The 19,695-nt window shown below is 67.1% G+C and carries 15 protein-coding genes and 1 pseudogene; 7 read left to right on the top strand and 9 right to left on the bottom strand.

The window, feature by feature from the left end:
• On the top strand, positions 1-214 hold a 214-nt coding region (gene infA / locus VI238_RS17525; RefSeq protein ID WP_331653709.1), incomplete at its 5' end, for a translation initiation factor IF-1.
• Between the two features lie 136 nt (positions 215-350).
• On the opposite strand, the gene clpA is transcribed toward infA, so the two are convergent.
• Positions 351-2,630, bottom strand: coding sequence for an ATP-dependent Clp protease ATP-binding subunit ClpA (gene clpA / locus VI238_RS17530; protein WP_331653711.1), 2,280 nt, complete (start codon positions 2,628-2,630; stop codon positions 351-353).
• Between the two features lie 304 nt (positions 2,631-2,934).
• Entirely contained in the window at positions 2,935-3,264 is a 330-nt protein-coding gene (gene clpS / locus VI238_RS17535; RefSeq protein ID WP_331653713.1) for an ATP-dependent Clp protease adapter ClpS, read from the bottom strand.
• A gap of 120 nt (positions 3,265-3,384) precedes the next feature.
• Here clpS and VI238_RS17540 point away from each other — a divergent pair, with 120 nt between their 5' ends.
• From VI238_RS17540 to acnA, 4 genes are all read left to right on the top strand, one after another.
• Positions 3,385-3,876: an NUDIX hydrolase gene (locus VI238_RS17540; RefSeq protein WP_331653715.1), complete on the top strand. Its 492-nt coding sequence runs from the start codon at positions 3,385-3,387 to the stop codon at positions 3,874-3,876.
• Between the two features lie 49 nt (positions 3,877-3,925).
• Complete coding sequence (gene mnmA / locus VI238_RS17545) at positions 3,926-5,038, top strand: tRNA 2-thiouridine(34) synthase MnmA (RefSeq protein ID WP_331653717.1); 1,113 nt, start codon at positions 3,926-3,928, stop codon at positions 5,036-5,038.
• Complete coding sequence (gene hflD / locus VI238_RS17550) at positions 5,031-5,654, top strand: high frequency lysogenization protein HflD (RefSeq protein ID WP_331653719.1); 624 nt, start codon at positions 5,031-5,033, stop codon at positions 5,652-5,654. The genes mnmA and hflD overlap by 8 nt, the downstream gene beginning before the upstream one ends.
• 242 nt (positions 5,655-5,896) lie before the next feature.
• Positions 5,897-8,647 carry an aconitate hydratase AcnA gene (gene acnA / locus VI238_RS17555; RefSeq protein WP_331653721.1) on the top strand — a complete coding sequence of 917 codons (2,751 nt, stop codon included), beginning with the start codon at positions 5,897-5,899 and terminating at the stop codon, positions 8,645-8,647.
• A 285-nt stretch (positions 8,648-8,932) separates the two neighbouring features.
• On the opposite strand, the gene VI238_RS17560 is transcribed toward acnA, so the two are convergent.
• Positions 8,933-9,343, bottom strand: coding sequence for a hypothetical protein (locus VI238_RS17560; RefSeq protein WP_331653723.1), 411 nt, complete (start codon positions 9,341-9,343; stop codon positions 8,933-8,935).
• Positions 9,344-9,502: 159 nt separating this feature from the next.
• Here VI238_RS17560 and VI238_RS17565 point away from each other — a divergent pair, with 159 nt between their 5' ends.
• Positions 9,503-11,185, top strand: a complete 1,683-nt coding sequence (locus tag VI238_RS17565) for a long-chain-fatty-acid--CoA ligase (protein ID WP_331653725.1) — start codon at positions 9,503-9,505, stop codon at positions 11,183-11,185.
• A 133-nt stretch (positions 11,186-11,318) separates the two neighbouring features.
• On the opposite strand, the gene VI238_RS17570 is transcribed toward VI238_RS17565, so the two are convergent.
• Positions 11,319-11,666: a PilZ domain-containing protein gene (locus VI238_RS17570; RefSeq protein WP_331653727.1), complete on the bottom strand. Its 348-nt coding sequence runs from the start codon at positions 11,664-11,666 to the stop codon at positions 11,319-11,321.
• 368 nt (positions 11,667-12,034) lie between these two features.
• On the opposite strand from VI238_RS17570, the gene VI238_RS17575 reads away from it, so the two are divergent.
• A complete protein-coding gene (locus tag VI238_RS17575) occupies positions 12,035-12,955 on the top strand; it encodes a crotonase/enoyl-CoA hydratase family protein (protein ID WP_331653729.1) in 921 nt (306 codons plus the stop codon).
• A gap of 27 nt (positions 12,956-12,982) precedes the next feature.
• On the opposite strand, the gene VI238_RS17580 is transcribed toward VI238_RS17575, so the two are convergent.
• The 5 genes and pseudogenes from VI238_RS17580 to VI238_RS17600 all read right to left on the bottom strand — a co-directional run.
• Positions 12,983-15,133, bottom strand: a complete 2,151-nt coding sequence (locus VI238_RS17580) for an ATP-binding protein (protein WP_331653731.1) — start codon at positions 15,131-15,133, stop codon at positions 12,983-12,985.
• Between the two features lie 34 nt (positions 15,134-15,167).
• Positions 15,168-16,217, bottom strand: coding sequence for a two-component system response regulator (locus VI238_RS17585; RefSeq protein WP_331653733.1), 1,050 nt, complete (start codon positions 16,215-16,217; stop codon positions 15,168-15,170).
• A 141-nt stretch (positions 16,218-16,358) separates the two neighbouring features.
• On the bottom strand, positions 16,359-17,879 hold the full coding sequence (lysS, locus tag VI238_RS17590) for a lysine--tRNA ligase (RefSeq protein ID WP_331653735.1): 1,521 nt from the start codon (positions 17,877-17,879) through the stop codon (positions 16,359-16,361).
• Between the two features lie 148 nt (positions 17,880-18,027).
• A protein-coding gene (gene prfB / locus VI238_RS17595; RefSeq protein ID WP_331653737.1) for a peptide chain release factor 2 occupies positions 18,028-19,153 on the bottom strand; the annotation gives its coding sequence in 2 pieces (ribosomal slippage) (positions 18,028-19,077 and positions 19,079-19,153; 1,125 coding nt in all).
• A 149-nt stretch (positions 19,154-19,302) separates the two neighbouring features.
• Positions 19,303-19,695, bottom strand: a pseudogene (locus VI238_RS17600) (single-stranded-DNA-specific exonuclease RecJ); the annotation flags it as partial.

Here is a 19,695-nt window from a genome sequence, read left to right on the forward strand (position 1 = left end):
CAAAGACGACGTCATCGAAATGGAAGGCTCGATCCTCGAGACCCTTCCGAACACGATGTTCCGCGTGAAGCTCGAGAACGGCCACGTGGTGACCGCGCACATCTCCGGCCGCATGCGCAAGAACTACATCCGCATCCTCACTGGCGACAAGGTCAAGGTCGAAATGACCCCGTACGACCTCACCAAGGGCCGCATCACCTATCGCATGAAGTAAAGCGCAGGATGCGCTCGTCCTGACCTCGCTGGCTCACCGCGCGTCGGGAAGCCGGCGCCTCGCTCGCAGGGCGCCGACGCGGAAGAAAAAGGCCGCGCACTGCGCGGCCTTTTTCGTTACGCCGTCTTCGATCGCGTCACTCGACCACGGCCGGCAGCTTCTCGGCCGTCTCGCACTCGACCGCGAGCTTGCCGTCCTTGACCGACAGCAGCACCTTGCCACCCTCGGCGAGCTTGCCGAACAGCAGCTCGTCGGCGAGCAGGCGCTTGACGTTTTCCTGGATCACGCGCGCCATCGGCCTCGCGCCCATCTGCGGGTCGAAGCCGTGCTCGGCGAGCCAGCGCCGCGCATCGGCGTCGACATGAAGGACGACGTGCTTCTCCTGCAGCTGCGTCTCGAGCTCGATGAGGAACTTGTCGACGACGCGCAGGATGTGCTCGAAGTCGAGCGAATTGAACTGCACGATCGCGTCGAGTCGATTGCGGAACTCCGGCGTGAACCCGCGCTTGAGCGCTTCCATCGCGTCGGTCGTATGGTTCTGCTCGACGAAGCCGATCGTGCGCCGCGAAGCCTGCTGCGCGCCGATGTTCGTCGTCATGACGACGACCACGTTCTTGAAGTTCGCCTCGCGCCCGTTGGTGTCGGTCAACGCGCCGCGGTCCATGATCTGCAACAGGACGTTGTAGACGTCCGGGTGCGCCTTCTCGATCTCGTCGAGCAACAGCACGCAATGCGGGTGCTTGACGATCTGCTCGGTCAGCAGGCCACCCTGGTCGAAGCCCACGTACCCCGGGGGCGCACCGATCAGGCGCGACACCGAGTGCGCCTCCATGTACTCGGACATGTCGAATCGCACGAGTTCGATGCCGAGCTGCATCGCGAGCTGGCGCGTGACCTCGGTCTTGCCGACGCCGGTCGGGCCGGTCAACAGGAAGCAGCCGATCGGCTTGGCCGGATTGCCGAGCCCGGAGCGCGCCATCTTGATCGAAGCGGCGAGCTGGTCGATCGCGTCGTCCTGGCCGAACACGACCATCTTGAGGTTGCGGTCGAGGTTGCGCAGCACGTCGCGATCCGACGCCGACACCTGCTTGGGCGGAATGCGCGCCATGCGTGCGACGATGAACTCGATGTCGGGTACGTCGACGAGCCCGCTGCGATCCTTCTCGGGCAACAGGTGCTGGCGCGCGCCGGCTTCGTCGATGACGTCGATCGCCTTGTCCGGCAGCAGCCGGTCGGCGATGTGCTTCACCGACAGGTCGACCGCGGCCTTCAACGCGTCGTTCGTGTACTCGACCTTGTGGTGCTCCTCGAAGCGGGTCTTGAGGCCCCTGAGGATCTCCACGCTGTCGGCGATCGAAGGCTCGACCACGTCGATCTTCTGGAACCGCCGCGCAAGCGCGCGATCCTTCTCGAACACGCCGCGGTATTCCTGGAACGTGGTCGAGCCGATGCAGCGCAGCTCGCCGCTCGCGAGCACGGGCTTGATGAGGTTCGACGCGTCCATCGTGCCACCCGACGCCGAACCGGCGCCGATGATCGTGTGGATCTCGTCGATGAACAGGATCGCGCCCGGCTCCTTCTTGAGCTGGCCGATCACGCCCTTGAGTCGTTTCTCGAAATCGCCTCGGTACTTCGTGCCGGCGACGAGCGCGCCGAGATCGAGCGCCCAGATCGTGCAGTGCGCGAGCACCTCGGGCACTTCGCCTTCGACGATGCGCTTGGCCAGGCCTTCGGCGAGCGCGGTCTTGCCGACCCCCGCTTCGCCGACGTAGAGCGGATTGTTCTTGCGGCGACGGCACAGCACCTGGATCGTGCGCTCGATTTCCTCGTTGCGACCGATCAGCGGGTCGATCTTGCCCTGCCGGGCGAGCTCGTTGAGGTTGTTGGCGAACTCCGCCAGCGGGTTGCCGCGCGGCTCGTCGCCGCCTTCCGCATCGCGGCCGGCCTCGCCGCCGGCAGCCGGGCTGCCGTTCGATTCATGGCCGATCTTGGCGATGCCGTGCGAGATGTAGTTGACGACGTCGAGCCGCGACACTTCCTGCTGGCCGAGGAAGTAGACCGCATGCGAATCCTTTTCGCCGAAGATCGCGACGAGCACGTTCGCACCCGTGACTTCCTTGCGGCCCGACGACTGCACATGGTAGACGGCGCGTTGCAGCACGCGCTGGAAGCCGAGCGTGGGTTGCGTGTCGCGCTCGTCGTTCGGCGGCAGCACGGGCACGGTTTCCGTGATGATCGAACGGAGGTCGCGCGCGAGCTTGGCGGTATCGACGCCGCAGGCGCGCAGGACGGCGATCGCCGATGCGTTGTCGAGCAGCGCGAGCAGGAGGTGCTCCACCGTCATGAACTCATGACGCTGTTCGCGTGCCTCCTTGTAGCACTGGCCGATGGTGACCTCGAGATCCTTGCTGAACATTCAGGGTGCTCCGGACTGCTTGCCTGGGTGACTGGCTTGCAATATGTGGACCGACCCGGCGGGTTCAATTGCCCGTGCCTTGCGGACGTCCGTGGTCGCTGGACCCCGCGTGCGGTTGCATCCGTGCAGGCAACGGCTTCGCCGATCGGTGCGGCCGCGCACGACCGCATTTACATTTCCTTGCGACTGCTTCCGTGCGACCGTCCGTGACCGCTGCACCTCGAGCGCCGGCGCATCACTCGATGCACCAGCTCCGGCGGATCCGTCGGCATCCCTTCCCGGGGCCGCAGCGTTCCAGTGAAGCTCACGCCTTTTCCATCGTACACAGGAGAGGATGCTGGTGGCTGCGCGAGAATTCGTTGACCTGGGTCACCTTGGTCTCGGCCACTTCGCGCGTGAATATGCCGCACACGCCCTTGCCGCGCGTGTGCACGTGGAGCATGACCTGGGTCGCGCGTTCGCGATCCATGTTGAAGAAGGTCTCGAGGACGACGACGACGAAGTCCATCGGGGTGAAGTCGTCGTTGAGCAGGACCACCTGGTACAGCGGCGGGCGCACGACTTCGGGGCGCGCCTCCTCGACGGCCAGGCCGGGGCTGCGTTCGGGATGGTGTTGGTCGGGTTGGTTCGCCATCGGCAACGGTTCGATTTCCTTGGCGTCGAGTATAGCGCCGCGCAATGTCGGCTCGCCTGCGCAGGTGGTGACGACGGGCGCCGTCTCAAGGTCGCCGCGCCGGACTGTTACACTTGCTCGATGACCCGGATCACCACCGCAGCCACGGCGCTTGAAGAGGACGTCTGGCGTCCACATGTGACGGTCGCCACCGTCGTCGCACGCGACGGGCGCTTCCTGCTCGTCGAGGAAGACGTGCGCGGTCGAACCGTGATCAACCAGCCGGCCGGACACCTCGAGCCATCGGAGAGCCTGCTCGATGCGGCCGTGCGCGAAACGCTCGAGGAAACCGGCTGGGACGTCGCGTTGACGTGTCTGGTCGGCATCCAGCAGTGGTCGTCGCCCGCGGGCAGCCAGTTCGTCCGGTTCACGTTCGGCGCCGATGCGTTGCGGCATCATCCCGAGCGGCCGCTCGATGCGGGCATCGTACGCACGCTGTGGCTCACTCGCGAGGAGATCACCGCCGCGGCCATGCGCCTGCGCAGCCCGATGGTGATCGCGAGTGTCGACGAATGGCTCGCCGGCCGACGCCTGCCGCTCGACAGCGTGCGCTCCTTCGACGCCCGGCCATGAAAGTCGATCGCGAGCGAGCGGTTCGCGCGGCCACCCTGCGCGCACGCCCGTGACGGCACGCGTCATCGTCGGCCTTTCCGGCGGCGTCGACTCCTCGGTCGCCGCGCTGCTGCTGCAGCGTGCGGGCGAATCGATCGCCGGGCTGTTCATGCAGAACTGGGAAGAGGACGAGCGGCGCGGCCCGTGCCGTGCCGACGAAGATCGCAAGGACGCCGTCGCCGTCGCCGCGAAGCTCGGCATCCCGCTCTACCTGCGCAATTTCGCCGACGCGTACTGGGACCAGGTGTTCGAGCACTTCCTCGCCGAGTACCGTCGTGGCCGCACGCCGAACCCCGACGTGCTGTGCAATCGGGAAATCAAGTTCAAGACGTTCCTCGATCACGCGCACGCGCTCGGAGCCGAACGCATCGCGACCGGGCACTATGCGCGGGTCGATCGCGTCGACGGCGCCTGGCGCCTGCTGCGCGCGCGCGACCGCGGCAAGGACCAGACCTACTTCCTGCACGCGCTCGGCCAGCATGCGCTCGCCTCGACGCTCTTCCCGCTCGGCGACCTGGACAAGGCCGACGTGCGGCGCCTCGCGCGCGAAGCGGGCCTCGCCACGCACGACAAGAAGGACTCGACCGGCATCTGCTTCATCGGCGAACGCGACTTCCGCTCGTTCCTTTCGGAGTACATTCCCGCGCAGCCGGGTCCGATGCGGACGCCCGACGGGGTCGAGGTCGGCCAGCATGCCGGCGTGTTCTACTACACGCTCGGCCAGCGCAGCGGCCTCGGTATCGGCGGTCGCCGCGGGGCCGCGGACGAACCCTGGTACGTGATCGGCAAGGATGTGGCGGACAACGTGCTCTACGTCGCTCAAGGCAATGCGAATCACTGGCTGCAGTCGCGGCGCCTCGTCGCGAGCGCACCGACGTGGGTCGCTGGAAGCGCACCCGCGTCCGCCTTCCGCTGCACGGCGATGACGCGCTATCGACAGGCGCCGCAGCCGTGCACGGTCGAACTCTCCGACGGCGGATGTACCGTCGCGTTCGAGGCGGCGCAGCGAGCCGTCACCGCGGGGCAATCCGTGGTCTTCTACGACGGCGACGTCTGTCTCGGCGGCGCCGTGATCGAATGCAGCGACGCGCCCTACGGCGGCTGGGAGGCGCGCGATGCGTGAGGCGCGCGTGATCGCGCTCGCGGGCGTGCTGCAGGGCTGCCGCCTCGTGCACGAGGTCGCCACGCGCGGGCGCGCCGACCCGACCAGCATCGAGGCGAGCCTCGCCAGCGTGTTCCGAATCGATGCCGACAGTCCGGCGGGCGTCTTCGGCGGCCTCGCCGGCGTACGCCTCGGCCTCGAGACCTTGTTGCACCAGTTCGAGGGCGGCGAACGCAACCTCGCCTTGACCCGCCTCGTGCTCGGCACGCTGCGCCTGCAGAAGCGCCTCGCGCGCAACCCACGCATGCAGCGCACGCTGCGCGAGGGGATCGAGGGCATCCAGCGCCAGGCCGACCACTTCGGCCTCGCGCATCCGACCGTGCAGGCGCGCCTCGCCGACCTCTACGTCGCGACCCTCTCGCAACTGCGTCCGCGCGTGGTCGTGCACGGCAACCCCGTGCAACTGTCCAACCCGCAGGTCGTGGCGCAGATCCGCGCCTTGCTGCTCGCCGCGGTGCGCGCGGCCGTGCTTTGGCGCCAGGTCGGCGGCGGCCAGCTTCGCCTGCTGCTGCGCCGGCGCGAGTACGCCATGCTCGCGCGCGGGCTGGTCGCGCGCAGCACGCTCGATCGCGGCTAGGACCGAAGCGCCGAAAGGCGGATCGAAACAGGAGCGCGCGGAGCAGCCTGGAGCAGGCATCCCACCGCAGGCTTTCCTCCGCATGCCGCGTGCGACCATCGTTTCCGGCTCGCTCGCTTTGGCGAAGCGCACGGGTTTGCGCGATAATCACCGGCCCATTCGCCGGTCCGTCCCCAGGACCGCGCCCGCGGCGCCCGCCGCGGCCTTGCGCCGAGCGAAACGCCAGCCAGCAGGAGATGCAGATGACAGATTCGTTCTCGACCCGGGACGTGCTCGAGGTCAATGGCAAGCGCTACCACTACTCCAGCCTGGTCAAGCTCGGCCAGCGCTTCGATCTCGCGCGTCTGCCCTACTCGATGAAGATCCTCCTCGAAAACCTGCTGCGCCACGAGGATGGTCTGAACGTCACCGCGAAGGAAATCGAGGCGGTCGCCACCTGGGACGCGAAGAAGGAACCGGACACCGAGATTTCCTTCATGCCCGCGCGCGTCGTGCTGCAGGACTTCACCGGCGTGCCGTGCGTGGTCGATCTCGCCGCGATGCGCGACGCGGTGGTCAAGCTCGGCGGCGATGCGACTCAGATCAATCCGCTCGCACCGGCCGAGCTCGTGATCGATCATTCGGTGCAGGTCGACGCATTCGGCTCGCCGAACGCGCTCGAGACGAACGTCGAGATCGAGTTCGAGCGCAACCAGGAGCGCTACTCGTTCCTGCGCTGGGGCCAGAAGGCGTTCAACAATTTCAAGGTCGTGCCGCCGCGCACCGGCTTCGTGCACCAGGTCAACCTCGAGCACCTCGCGCGCGTCGTGTTCACCGCGGACAAGGACGGCGAGAACTGGGCCTACCCGGACACCGTGTTCGGAACCGACTCGCACACGACGATGATCAACGGCATCGGCGTGCTCGGCTGGGGCGTCGGCGGCATCGAGGCCGAGGCGGCCATGCTCGGCCAGCCTTCGTCGATGCTGATCCCGCAGGTGGTCGGCTTCAGGCTGACGGGCAAGCTGTCCGAAGGCGTGACGGCCACCGACCTCGTGCTCACCGTGACGCAGATGCTGCGCAAGCTCGGCGTCGTCGGCAAGTTCGTCGAGTTCTTCGGGCCCGGCCTCGCCAACCTCGCGCTCGCCGATCGCGCGACGATCGCCAACATGGCGCCCGAATACGGCGCGACCTGCGGCATCTTCCCGGTCGACGCCGAAGCGCTCGCCTACATGCGCCTCTCGGGGCGCGACGAAGCGCAGATCCACCTCGTCGAGGCGTACGCGAAGGCGCAGGGCCTGTGGCACGACGAATCGACGCCGGCCGCGGAGTTCAGCACGACGCTCGAGCTCGACCTCGGCGACGTCAAGCCGTCGCTCGCCGGCCCGAAGCGCCCGCAGGACCGCGTGCTGCTCGAAGGTGTGCAGAAGAGCTTCCTCGACGCGGTCGGGCCGCTCACCGCGAACCGCAAGCCGCGCACGCAGGCGACAGCCGACTTCATCGCCGAAGGCGGCAGTGCGGCGATCGGCAACCCCGCCAACGCGATCCTCAACGGTGGCGTCGTCGTCGAGAAGGACGGCCGGACCTTCAAGGTCGCCGATGGCGCGGTCGTGATCGCTGCGATCACCTCGTGCACGAACACGTCGAATCCGGCGGTCATGCTCGGCGCGGGGCTGCTCGCGAAGAACGCCGCGGCGAAGGGCCTCACGGCCAAGCCGTGGGTGAAGCCCTCACTCGGCCCCGGTTCGCTCGTCGTGACCGATTACCTCGAGAAGACCGGCTTGCTCAAGGAGCTGGAGAAGGTCGGCTTTTACGTCGTCGGCTACGGCTGCACGACCTGCATCGGCAACTCGGGCCCGCTGCCGGTCGAGATCAGCAAGGCGATCGCCGAGGGCGACCTCGCGGTGGCGTCGGTACTGTCCGGCAACCGCAACTTCGAGGGTCGCGTGCACCCCGAAGTCAAGATGAACTACCTCGCTTCGCCGCCGCTCGTGGTCGCCTACGCGCTCGCGGGCACGCTCGACATCGACCTCACGAAGGACCCGATCGGAACGGGCAGTGACGGCCAGCCCGTTTACCTGAAGGACATCTGGCCGAGCAACAAGGAAATCTCCGACACGATCGCCGGCGCGATCAGTCCGGCGATGTTCACCAAGAACTACGCCGATGTGTTCAAGGGCGACAGCCGCTGGAACCGGATCGCCTCGCCCGACGGTTCGGTCTACCGCTGGGACGACTCGACCTACATCAAGAACCCGCCGTACTTCGAGGGCATGGGCAAGGAGGCGGGCCGCATCGAGGACATCCACGGCGCGCGCGCGCTCGGCGTGTTCGGCGACTCGATCACCACCGACCACATCTCGCCGGCCGGTTCGATCAAGAAGGACAGCCCGGCGGGCCGCTTCCTGATCTCCAAGGGCGTCGATCCGAAGGACTTCAACTCGTACGGCTCGCGCCGCGGCAACGACGACGTGATGGTGCGCGGCACGTTCGCCAACATCCGCATCAGGAACCTCATGCTCTCCGGCGTCGAAGGCGGCTACACGCTGCACGTGCCGAGCGGCGAGCAGATGGCGATCTACGACGCCGCGATGAAGTACAAGGCCGAGAAGACGCCGCTGGTCGTGCTCGCGGGCAAGGAGTACGGCACCGGCTCGTCGCGGGACTGGGCCGCCAAGGGCACGCTGCTGCTCGGCGTCAAGGCGGTCGTCGCCGAGAGCTTCGAGCGCATTCACCGCTCGAACCTCGTCGGCATGGGCGTGCTGCCGTGCCAGTTCATGGACGGCGAGAACGCGAAAGAGCTCGGCCTCAGCGGCAAGGAAACCTTCGACGTCACCGGCCTGCAGGACGGCGAGGCGAAGATCGCCGACGTCGTCGCCACGGCGGCCGACGGCAGCCGCAAGGCGTTCAAGGTACGCGTGCTGCTGCTCACGCCGAAGGAACGCGAGTTCTTCCGCCACGGCGGCATCCTGCAGTACGTGCTGCGCCAGCTCGCGGCGAAGAAGGCGGCGTAAAGGGCCTCGTTCGTTTAAAGGCGTGATGAGGGAACGGCGCGGGAACCGCGCCGTTCTTCTTGGTGCATGCGCCGTCGCAGGCCGGACCGGCAAGCCGCAAGACGAAACTTGCCGGCCGACCTTCGGTCGTCCAGCCTACGTGCCGCCCTCGCGACGCGCGCGCGATGCCCGATAGCATCGCGTCAGCGCGCGTGGACCGGGCGACGAGCAGCCGTCCCTGGAGCGCTGCCGCTCGGCTTCCTGCCTCGCCCTCGCGACGCGCACGCGATGCCCGATAGCATCGCGTCAGCGCGCGTCGCTCGACCACTTCGCGTTGTAGCAGCGCCAGGTCCCCTGCTCGCGGCGCCAGCCGGTGTCGAAGTGCACGGTCTTCGCGCGGTCGGCGATCCATCGGCCGCTGGAATCGGTGAAATCGGCGTCGAAGCGCGCGACCGCACGGTCGCCGTGCAGTTCGACCGTCACCGCGCCGATGCGCACGCCGAGCGCGTTCGCCCCGAGCAACTGCGCCCGAACGACTTGGGCGAGCTCCTCGCGATCGATGCCGTCGTTGCCGACGAAGTCGTCGGTGACGAGATCGAGCACGTCCTTGCCGCGATGAGCCTCGATCGCCGCGGCACCTGCTGAAATCGCGGCCCGGATCGCCTCGTCGTCGGGCGTGCGCGAGCAGGCGACGAACAGCAGACATGCCAGGGCCATCAGGATCGGACGCACGGCGGTCGAATCTCCACGTTGCAATGCGGCTTGCCGCTGGTTCCGGCCTTGTGCTGCAATCGAACAATACCCCTGCGGATCGACGCAGGGTAACGAAAACGAGCCGTCGGCGCGAACGCACGCCGCGCGCACAGGGGAATCCGAATGGCGAATGCACAACGTCCTTGGCTTGCGAGCTACCCGCCCGGTACCCCGGTCGAGATCGATCCCGGCCAGTACCGCTCGGTGGCGGCATTGCTCGAGGAATGCTGCGATCGCTTCCGCCACCGACCCGCCTTCACCAACATGGGGCGCGCCATCACCTATGGCGACCTCGATCGGCTCAGCGCGACGTTCGCGGCGTTCCTCGTCAACGACCTCAAGCTCGTCAAGGGCGATCGCGTCGCGATCATGATGCCCAACCTGCTGCAGTACCCGATCGTGATCATGGCGGTGCTGCGCGCGGGCCTGACCGCGGTCAACGTCAATCCGATGTACACGCCGCGCGAACTCAGGCACCAGCTCGAGGACTCCGGCGCGAGCGCGATCGTCGTGCTCGACAATTTCGCGCACACGGTGGCCGAAGTGATCGGCGACACGCCGTGCAAGCACGTGGTCTGCACCGGCGTCGGCGACATGCTCGGTTTCCCGAAGTCGGCGATCACCAACTTCGTCGTGCGCCACGTCAAGAAGATGGTCCCCGCGTACTCGCTGCCGAATGCGATCCGCTTCAACGAGGCGCTTGGTCGCGGCACGCGTTCGAAACTGGCGAAGGTGGAAATCAGTCCCGACGACCTCGCGTTCCTGCAGTACACCGGCGGCACGACCGGCGTCGCCAAGGGCGCGATGCTCACCCATCGCAACATGGTCGCGAACATGCTGCAGGCCTACGCATGGATCGGGCCGAACATGCGCGAGGGCGAGGAAGTCGTCATCACTGCGCTGCCGCTGTACCACATCTTCGCACTCACCGCGAACTTCCTCGTGTTCGCGCGCGTCGGCGGCTACAACCACCTGATCACGAATCCGCGCGACATGGCGGGCTTCGTGAAGACGATCCGCTCGATCGGTTTTACCGCGATGACCGGCGTGAACACGCTGTTCGCCGGCCTCCTGAATGCTCCCGGCTTCGACCAGGTCGACTTCTCGAAACTGCGCCTCACTCTCGGCGGCGGCATGGCCGTGCAGCGCGCGGTCGCCGAACGCTGGAAGAAGGTGACCGGCTGCGCGCTGGCGGAGGCCTACGGCCTCACCGAGACGAGCCCGGCCGCCTGCATCAACCCGCTGGACATCAAGGAATACAACGGCTCGATCGGCCTGCCGATCCCGTCCACCGACGTCAACATCCAGGACGACGACGGCAACGTGCTTCCACTCGGCGAAACCGGCGAGCTGTGCATTCGCGGGCCGCAGGTCATGAAGGGCTACTGGAACCGCCCCGAGGAGACCGCGAAGGTGCTCTCGCCGGACGGCTGGTTGCGCACCGGCGACATCGCGCGCATCGACCCGAGCGGCTACGTCTACATCGTCGATCGCAAGAAGGACATGATCCTCGTCTCCGGCTTCAACGTGTACCCGAACGAGGTGGAAGACGTCGTCGCGCAGATGCCCGGCGTGCTCGAAGTCGCCGCGGTCGGGGTGCCGGACGAGAAATCCGGCGAAGCGGTCAAGCTCGTCATCGTGAAGAAGGACCCAGCCCTCACCGAGGACGCGGTGCGCGCGCACTGCAAGGCGAACCTGACCGGTTACAAGCTGCCGAAATACGTCGAATTCCGCGAATCGTTGCCTAAGACGAACGTCGGCAAGATCCTGCGACGCGAACTGCGCGAATCGCCGTCGGCGCACTGATCCCGGTCGGCGGGGCGCTAGGGGCGCTCGCTGCGCCTGCGCGCATCCTGGTGGCGCGGCTTGCGTCCCCCGGCTTGGTGCCGCTCGTGCGGGCCCTGCCCCGGCAGGCGTACCCGTCGTGCGCGAATGCCGCTCAGGCCGAGTACGGTTCGAGGCGATCCGCGTAGCCGCCGAGCAGGTTCCACAGCGGCGCTTCCTTGTTCTCCGGGATCCTTTCGTAGGCGAAACCGAGCTGCGTGTCCGTCACGCGCGCGAGCCGCGCATCGACATGGATGTCGAGCGATTCGCCGATCAACATGTCGAGCACGAACACGTCGTCGACCCGACCGTGCCAGTTCTCCGGTTTCGCCACCAGCACGCCGGTCGCCGAGATGTCTTCGATCTCGCTGCTCCACGCATTCAACCCGCTGCTGATCAACACGGCCGAGCGGATCGACATGCGAGCCGGCCGCAGATTCTTCTTGTCCCCATCGATGCTCATGCTTCCTCGCGCGCCTAGCGTGCAGCCCGGATTCTTCGACTCGGTTCCTGCAAGAACCGCACCATTGCGAATCTTAGTCCTCTGCGGCCGGGTCGTGCGAGCACGCCTGTGCGTAGGAATCGTGCTCGTGGGTCCATCCGAACACCCGACGCATCGGCGGCGGCGAGAGTGCCCTGCGCGCGCAATTCCGTGATCCAGTCGACAGAATTGATATTGACATGTCACATTTGTTGGTGCTTGTCAATGGCTTACGGGGTTTACGCTAGACTCGATCGCGATCGCACGGATCTGGCACCGGGATGTGCAAAACATTCGTCGGCCGTTCGGCGGCGATCACGACCGGCCTCTCAACTCTCCAGGGGTGCAACATGAGTGCCGTCGAAGCGCTGTATCGCGACAACGATTTCCGCCTGCTCCGTACACAAGAGGATCCCGTCGCCAACGCGAGTTGGTGTTTCATGCATGCGACGCGCTTTCCGCGCGACGCGGGCTATCGCGCGTGCTTCAGCACGTCGCTCATCAAGGAGGTACGCGAGTTCCAGAAGCGCGTATCGGACCGGCTGACCCTGCAGTCCACCAACGGCGACCAGCGCATCGCGCACGTCGTGCTCGCGTCCGACGCGGACGTGTTCAATCTCGGTGGCGACCTCGAACTGTTCTGCCGGCTCATCAAGACGCGCAACCGCGAACACCTGCTCGCGTACGCGCGCCAATGCGTGGAAGGCGTCTACGGCTTCCATGAACAGCTCAACCGCAACATGCACAGCATCGCGCTCGTCCAGGGCGACGCCCTCGGCGGCGGGTTCGAGGCCGCCCTCTCCTGCCATTCGATCATCGCCGAGAGCGGCGTCGGCATGGGCTTCCCGGAGGTGCTGTTCGACCTCTTCCCGGGCATGGGCGCCTACTCGTTCCTGTGTCAGCGCGTCAGCCCGCGATTCGCCGAGGAGATGATGCTCAACGGCACGATCTACTCGAGCGACGAGCTGCACCGCATGGGAGTCGTGGACGTGCTGGTGCCGAAGGGCGAAGGCACGCAGGCCGTGCACGACCTCATCCGTCGCAACCAGCGCATCTCGCATGCGCGCACGGCGATGAACCGCGTGCGCCAGATGCGCGCGCCGGTCAACCTGGCCGAGCTCATGCAGATCACCGAGATCTGGGTCGACACCGCGATGCAGCTCGGCGACAAGTCGCTGCGCACGATGGAACGACTCGTTCGCGCGCAACGCAAGCGGCCGCAGGAGGCCTCGGCGCCGCAGCTGGAGGTCGTGCAGTCCGCGATGGGTTGACCCGACTCGGCTGGCCGAGCGTCCGTGTCAGGACGGCCGCTCGGCCTCGGCGTGGTCCGGAGTCCCCTTCAACGCGGCACGGGCGACTTCGAGCTGTTCGCGCAGGCCTCGCACCGACTGGCGCCATTCGCGCGGCAGTTGCCAGTTGCCGAGGCGCATTGCCGCCGCCGCGGCGTCGGCGAGGTGCGTCGCGCCCATGTTGCCCGCGACGCCCTTTAGGGCATGGCAGCCGTCGCGAAACGCATCCCAGCGTGCCGCGGCGCCGGTGCGCTCGAGCTCGCCGATGTTGGTCAGCGCATCGCGCAGGCATTCGTCGACGAACAGCGCGACGAAGTCCGTACCCAGCTGAAGTTCCTCGAGTTCGCGCAGTACGCCCGGTTCGATCGGCGAGGCGGATGCGCGCGCTAGTTCTCGGGCCACCGCCATCGGCTCCGCCGCGGGCCTGTCCGAGCCCGTCGGTCCGCTCGCGATGTCGCTCAACGTGTCGAGCAGCCGCGTGACTTGCACCGGCTTGGTCAGGAACGCGCGTGCGCCGGCCTGTTCGCACTGGCGCACGGTGCTCGTCGTGGCGTCGGCGCTCAGCATAACGAAGGGCGTCAGCGTACGCCCCGCCTGCATCACGCGCGCCTGCTTGAGCACGTCGAGGCCGCTCACGCCCGGCATGTGCAGGTCGATGATGACCGCGTCGAACTCGCCCTGCTCGATCGCATCGAGCACGTCTTCGCCGCTGCCGACCGCAATCGCCTTGTGCCCGGCTTTTTCCAGCAGGCGCTGCAATACCGTGATGTTGGTCGGCTGGTCGTCGGCAATCAGCAGCTGCAGCGAACGCGTCCGCGCGCGATGGCGCACGAACGGATCGCCGAATGCGATCACGTTCGGCGTGTCGGGCGCTTCGGTCTTGGCTGGCGCGGCGAGCGCGAACGGGAGTTCGACCCAGAAGTGGGAGCCCTCGCCTTCCGTGCTCTCGAAGCCGATGCGCCCGCCGAGCAGTTCCGTAAGCGACTTCGCGATCGTGGTGCCGAGGCCGCTGCCACCGAAGCGTCGCCCGTGGCCGCCGTCGGCCTGCTCGAATGCGTTGAAGATGCGCGCCTGGGCTTCGGCCGGAATGCCGACGCCGGTGTCGCGGACCGAAAACAGCAAGGTCGACGACGATGCGCCCGCACCTTCGCCGCGGGAGCGCTGCGACACGTCGACGACGACGCTGCCCTCCTCGGTGAACTTGATCGCGTTGGAGACGAGGTTGATGAGGATCTGGCGCAAGTGGTTGGCGTCGCCGTGCAACGACGTCGGCGTGCTCGGCGCGACGCGGATCTCGAACATCACCCCCTTGCCGTTGGCGAGCGGCTGCAGCATCACGCGCAATCCGTCGAGCAGGTCGTCGAGGCGGAAGTCGGTGTCGACGCGACGAAGCTTGCCGACTTCGATCGCGGAGATGTCGAGCACGTCCTCGATGAGCCCGAGCAGCGTTCTCGCCGACGTCTGGATCACGGTCGCGCACTCGCGCTGTTCCGTGCTGAGGCGGGTGGTCGCAAGCAGCTCGGACATGCCGACGATGCCGTTCAGCGGCGTGCGGAACTCGTGGCTCATGTTGGCGAGGAACGTGCTCTTCGCCGCATTCGCGCGTCGCGCCTCCTCGGTCGCGCGCGTCAACGCGCGCAGCAGGGAGGACAAGTACATCGGGATCGCGATCAGACCGCACAGAAGGCCCCATGCCAGCGCCTTGTACTCGAGCCAGAACGGCGTCGTCATGATGACACTGAAGAACGACAGGCTCGCGAGGCCGATCGCCGCGCGCAGGTAGGTCGGACCGTAGCGCAGGCCGTTGCCGATCGTGACCCACATGAGGATCACGTACAGCGGCGACACTTCCTGGCCCGAAAGCGCCATGATCGCGCCGATCGAACCGTAGTCGGTCAACATGCCGAGCACGCGACGCGGATGCGATACGCCTGGCCGGTAGATCAGCCAGCCGAGGATCGCCGCGCCGACGACCGCATCGAGCATGACGTAGCGAAGGGCGACCTGGACGGTCGCGGTGTGGGACCCGGAAACGGTGACGAGCCCGGCGAGATAGACCAGGAAGACCATGACGATCGCCATTCGGACGATCGCCTGCTCGTGCTCACTGTCGGGGCGCTTCTGGAAACGCGACTTGAGCTTGGCCAGCAGAGGATGCATGCCCTACCTCGGCAGCGGCCGGGAACGACGGCGCTCAGCCCTCTCCCGGCGGTACGAGTCTCGCATTGAGGATGTCGAGGATCCGGGCCTCGTTGGCCACCAATGCGTCCACACAGGATGGATCAAAAAGCGTGCCACGGTGGTTCTTCAGGTAATCGAACGCCTCGTCCGGCGTCCAGGCATGCTTGTACGGGCGCTCCGACGTCAATGCGTCGAACACGTCCGCGATCGCGACGATGCGCGCCGGCAAGGGGATTTCCTCGCCCTTGAGCCCGTCCGGATAGCCGCTGCCGTCCCAGCGTTCGTGGTGCCGCAGGGCGATCAGCGCCCCCATCTGGACGAACCTGCTCTTGCTGTCGCGCAGGATGTCGTATCCGATCAACGGGTGTCGGCGCATGACCGCCATTTCCTCGTCGGTCAGGCTCGCCCGCTTGAGCAGCACGTCGTCGGGAATGCCGATCTTGCCGATGTCGTGCAACGGCGCGGCCGAGGTCAGGATCGCGACCTCGTCCTCGCTCATGCCGAGGGCGTCGGCGAGCACCTCGGCGTAGTGGGACATGCGCAACAGGTGCACACCGGTGCCGCTGTCGCGGTACTCGATCGCGCGGGCGAGCCGGTAGAGCGTCTCGCGCTCGCGTTGCTCGACTTCGCGCACGCCCTCGAGCACGCGCTCCTCGAGCGAGCGGGCGCGTTCCTTGACCGATTCGCCCTGCTGGCGCAGCTGGAGCAGGTTCTTGCAGCGCGTGCGCAGCTCGCGAGGGCGCACCGGCTTGACGAGGAAGTCGATGACCCCCGCCTCGAGCGCGGCCTGCCGCACCGGCTCGTCCCCGACCACGCTGATCAGGACGATCGGCACGTCGCGACGCGACAGCGAGCGGCGAAACCGGCGGGCGAATTCGAGCCCGTCCATGTCGGGCATGCGGTAGTCGAGCAGCACGAGGTCGGTCGAATGCGCCTCGGACCAGCGCAGTGCCTCGACCGGGCTGCCGAAATCCGCCGTGTGGACGCCCGGGCCGATCGCCTCGACCACATGCCGCAGCATGGTGCGAGCCGAGGACTGGTCATCGACGATCAATACGTTCACGCAACTCTCCACGACGCGTTGCGATGCACTCAGGGGGCAACGCAGGCTCGCTGCCCGCTCGGCGCATACGATGCCTGGAGCCTAGGTTAGCACGCGGCCACGTCCGATCGTCCACAAATATCCCGCTGCCCCGCGTCGCGGCTAGGCTTCCGGTCGCATGTACGGGAACAACAGCACGTCGCGGATCGACGGCACGTCGGCGAAGAACATCACGAGGCGGTCGATGCCGACGCCGAGGCCGCCGGTCGGCGGCATCCCGTACTCGAGCGCGCGGATGTAGTCGGCGTCGAAATGCATCGCCTCGTCGTCGCCGGCATCCTTCGCAGCGACCTGGGCACGAAAGCGCGCGGCCTGGTCCTCGGGGTCGTTGAGCTCGGAGAAGCCGTTCGCCATCTCCTTCGCGCCGATGAACAGCTCGAAGCGGTCCGTGACTTCGGGGTCGCGGTCGCTCGCGCGTGCGAGCGGCGACACCTCGGTCGGGTAGTCGGTGATGAAGGTCGGCTGCGTGAGCGTCCCTTCGACCGTCGCTTCGAACAGCTCGAGCAGCAGCTTGCCCCAGCCGTAACCGGCCTTGACGTGGAGGCCGAGGCGCGCGCAGTGGCGCGCGAGCGCCTCGCGGTCTCGCAGCTCGTGCCCGGCGATCTCCGGATTGTGGTGGCGCACGGCTTCGGCCATCGCCCAGCGGCGGAACGGCGGGCCGAGGTCGATGTCGCGGCCTTCCCAGGCGAGGGCCGTGCGGCCGAGCGTCGCCTGCGCGGTGTCGCGGATCATCGCCTCGGTGAGGTCCATCACCTCGGTGTAGGTCGCGTAGGCCTGGTACAGCTCGAGCATCGTGAACTCGGGGTTGTGCCGCGTCGACACACCCTCGTTGCGGAAATTGCGGTTGATCTCGTAGACGCGCTCGAAGCCACCCACGACGAGGCGCTTGAGATAGAGCTCCGGCGCGACCCGCAGGTACATCGTGAGGTCGAGCGCGTTGTGGTGGGTCACGAATGGCTTCGCCGTCGCGCCACCCGGGATCGGGTGCATCATCGGCGTCTCGACTTCCATGAAGCGCCGAGGCGGCGCTTCCAGCCATTGGCGCATGAAACGGATCATCGCCGAGCGCAGCTCGAACACGCGGCGCGACTCGGGCGTGACGATGAGGTCGACGTACCGCTGGCGATAGCGCTGCTCGACGTCCGAAAGCCCGTGCCACTTGTCCGGCAGCGGTCGCAGGGACTTGGTCAACAGGCGCAACGCGTCCACCTTGACGCTGAGTTCGCCCGTCTTCGTGCGCATGAGCACGCCTTCGGCACCGACGATGTCGCCGATGTCCCACGCCTTGAACGCGCGGAAGACGTCCTCGCCGATCGCGTTGACCTGGATGAACAGCTGGATGCGCCCGCTCATGTCCTGCACGTGCACGAACGCCAGCTTGCCCGCGTCGCGCTTGCTCACGATGCGGCCGCCGACCTTCACCCGGCGTGCGAGCGCGTCGACCTTCTCCGCCGGCCACGCCTCGCGATCCTCGAACGCACGCTGCAGGTCGCCCGCGAACGCGTCCGGCTTGAAGTCGTTCGGGAATGCGATGCCCTGCGCCTGCAGCGCGCGCAGCTTGTCGCGGCGCTCGGCGATCAGCTTGTTCTCGTCCGGCGGAAGGGAGTTGTCGGTTTCGCTCATGGGGAATCGCTTCGAATTCGCGGCAGCAGCCCCTCTCCTGCCGGGAGAGGGTTGGGACGAGGGTCCGGTTCTCGGAAACATGTCGCGAGGCGCCGGACCCTCATCCGGCGCTCCGCGCCACCTTCTCCCGCGGGGAGAAGGGAATGCGCTACGCGTCGACGCGTTTCGCGCCCGCCTCGAGGCCGGCCTTGAGGCTGCCTTCGATGAACTCGTCGAGATCGCCGTCGAGCACCTTCTGCGTGTCGCTGCGCTCGATGCCGGTGCGCAGGTCCTTGATGCGACTCTGGTCGAGCACGTAGTTGCGGATCTGGCTGCCCCAGCCGATGTCGGACTTGGTCGCCTCGAGCGCGTCCTTCTCGGCATTGCGCTTCTGGATCTCGATCTCGTACAGCTTCGCCTTCAGCATCTTCATCGCGCGATCGCGGTTCGCATGCTGGCTGCGCTCGGTCTGGCACGCGACGACGACGCCGCTCGGCACGTGCGTGATGCGCACCGCCGATTCGGTCTTGTTGACGTGCTGGCCGCCGGCGCCGGACGAGCGATAGACGTCGGTCTTGAGGTCGGCCGGGTTGATCGCGATGTCGATGTCGTCGTCGACCTCGGGCGAGACGAACACCGACGTGAAGCTCGTGTGACGCCGGTTGTCGGAATCGAACGGCGACTTGCGCACGAGGCGATGCACGCCGATCTCGGTCTTGAGCCAGCCGTAGGCGTAGTCGCCCTCGACGCGGAACGTAGCGCTCTTGATCCCAGCGACCTCGCCCGCGCTCACTTCGAGCAGCTCGGTCTTCCAGCCTTTCGACTCCGCCCAGCGCAGGTACATGCGCAGCAGCATCTCGGCCCAGTCCTGCGCTTCGGTGCCGCCGGCGCCGGCCTGGATGTCGACGAACGCGTTCGCGCCGTCCATCTCGCCGGAGAACATGCGCTGGAACTCGAGCTTTTCGACCTTGCCGGACAGCGCTTCGACGTCGTCGGCCACGGCGACCGCGGTGCTCTCGTCGTTCTCGCCGATCGCGAGATCGAGCAGGTCGCCCGCCTCGACGAGGTGGTCGGTCAGGCTGCGGATGCCGCCGACGATGCGCTCGAGGCTCGCCCGCTCCCGGCCGAGGTCCTGCGCGCGCTGCGGATTGTTCCAGACGTCCGGGCTTTCGAGCTCGCGCGTGACTTCCTCGAGCCGTTCGGCTTTGGCGTCGAAGTCAAAGATACCCCCTAAGCGACGACACGCGATCCTTGAGATCGGCGATGCGCGCATGGATCGGATTGGTCTCGATCATGTGGTCGGTCCGGAAAACGAATCGCACATCGTAGCAAAAACGGGCGGGAATGTAGGGCAACACGCGCGGAGCGCGCGCCGCCGACGGCCTCGGCGCACCGCGGCGGGACTTGCGCTTCGCGCCCGGCCCGCCCCATGCCCTCGATGCGATCACGCGGGTTCGATGTGGCGGACGAGCAATTGCAGCCGCTCGCGGCCGTTCCAGTCGTTGAGGTCGAGTTGGAACAGCGCGCGCACGCGCGCGGGCGGTGGCATCGCCGCGCCGGCGTCGAACAGGATCGCCTCGACCGGGTCGGCGCCGCCGTCGGGACGCAGTTGCATGCGCAGGTGCTTCTCGCCGACCGCGCGCCAGGATGCGACCGCGAACACGTTGTCGAACGCCGGCTCGGGGAACGCCTGTCCCCACGGCGCCGCGTAGCGCAATGCGCGCGCGTTGTCGGCCGTGAACTCGTGCGCGGCGAGCTCGCCGTCGCTCCACAGGCAGCGTTCGAGCTGCGCCGGATCGAGGCGCCGGCGCGCGACCGCATCGAACTCGGCCGCGAA

It is taken from the genome of Dokdonella sp., assembly GCF_036518555.1.
Lineage (GTDB): Bacteria > Pseudomonadota > Gammaproteobacteria > Xanthomonadales > Rhodanobacteraceae > Dokdonella_A.

Coding starts and splice junctions, on each gene's coding strand:
- clpA (WP_331653711.1), bottom strand. CDS start 2,630: ATGTTCAGCAAGGATCTCGAGGTCACCATCGGCCAGTGCTACAAGGAG.
- clpS (WP_331653713.1), bottom strand. CDS start 3,264: ATGGCGAACCAACCCGACCAACACCATCCCGAACGCAGCCCCGGCCTG.
- VI238_RS17540 (WP_331653715.1), top strand. CDS start 3,385: ATGACCCGGATCACCACCGCAGCCACGGCGCTTGAAGAGGACGTCTGG.
- hflD (WP_331653719.1), top strand. CDS start 5,031: ATGCGTGAGGCGCGCGTGATCGCGCTCGCGGGCGTGCTGCAGGGCTGC.
- acnA (WP_331653721.1), top strand. CDS start 5,897: ATGACAGATTCGTTCTCGACCCGGGACGTGCTCGAGGTCAATGGCAAG.
- VI238_RS17560 (WP_331653723.1), bottom strand. CDS start 9,343: ATGGCCCTGGCATGTCTGCTGTTCGTCGCCTGCTCGCGCACGCCCGAC.
- VI238_RS17565 (WP_331653725.1), top strand. CDS start 9,503: ATGGCGAATGCACAACGTCCTTGGCTTGCGAGCTACCCGCCCGGTACC.
- VI238_RS17570 (WP_331653727.1), bottom strand. CDS start 11,666: ATGAGCATCGATGGGGACAAGAAGAATCTGCGGCCGGCTCGCATGTCG.
- VI238_RS17575 (WP_331653729.1), top strand. CDS start 12,035: ATGAGTGCCGTCGAAGCGCTGTATCGCGACAACGATTTCCGCCTGCTC.
- VI238_RS17580 (WP_331653731.1), bottom strand. CDS start 15,133: ATGCATCCTCTGCTGGCCAAGCTCAAGTCGCGTTTCCAGAAGCGCCCC.
- lysS (WP_331653735.1), bottom strand. CDS start 17,879: ATGAGCGAAACCGACAACTCCCTTCCGCCGGACGAGAACAAGCTGATC.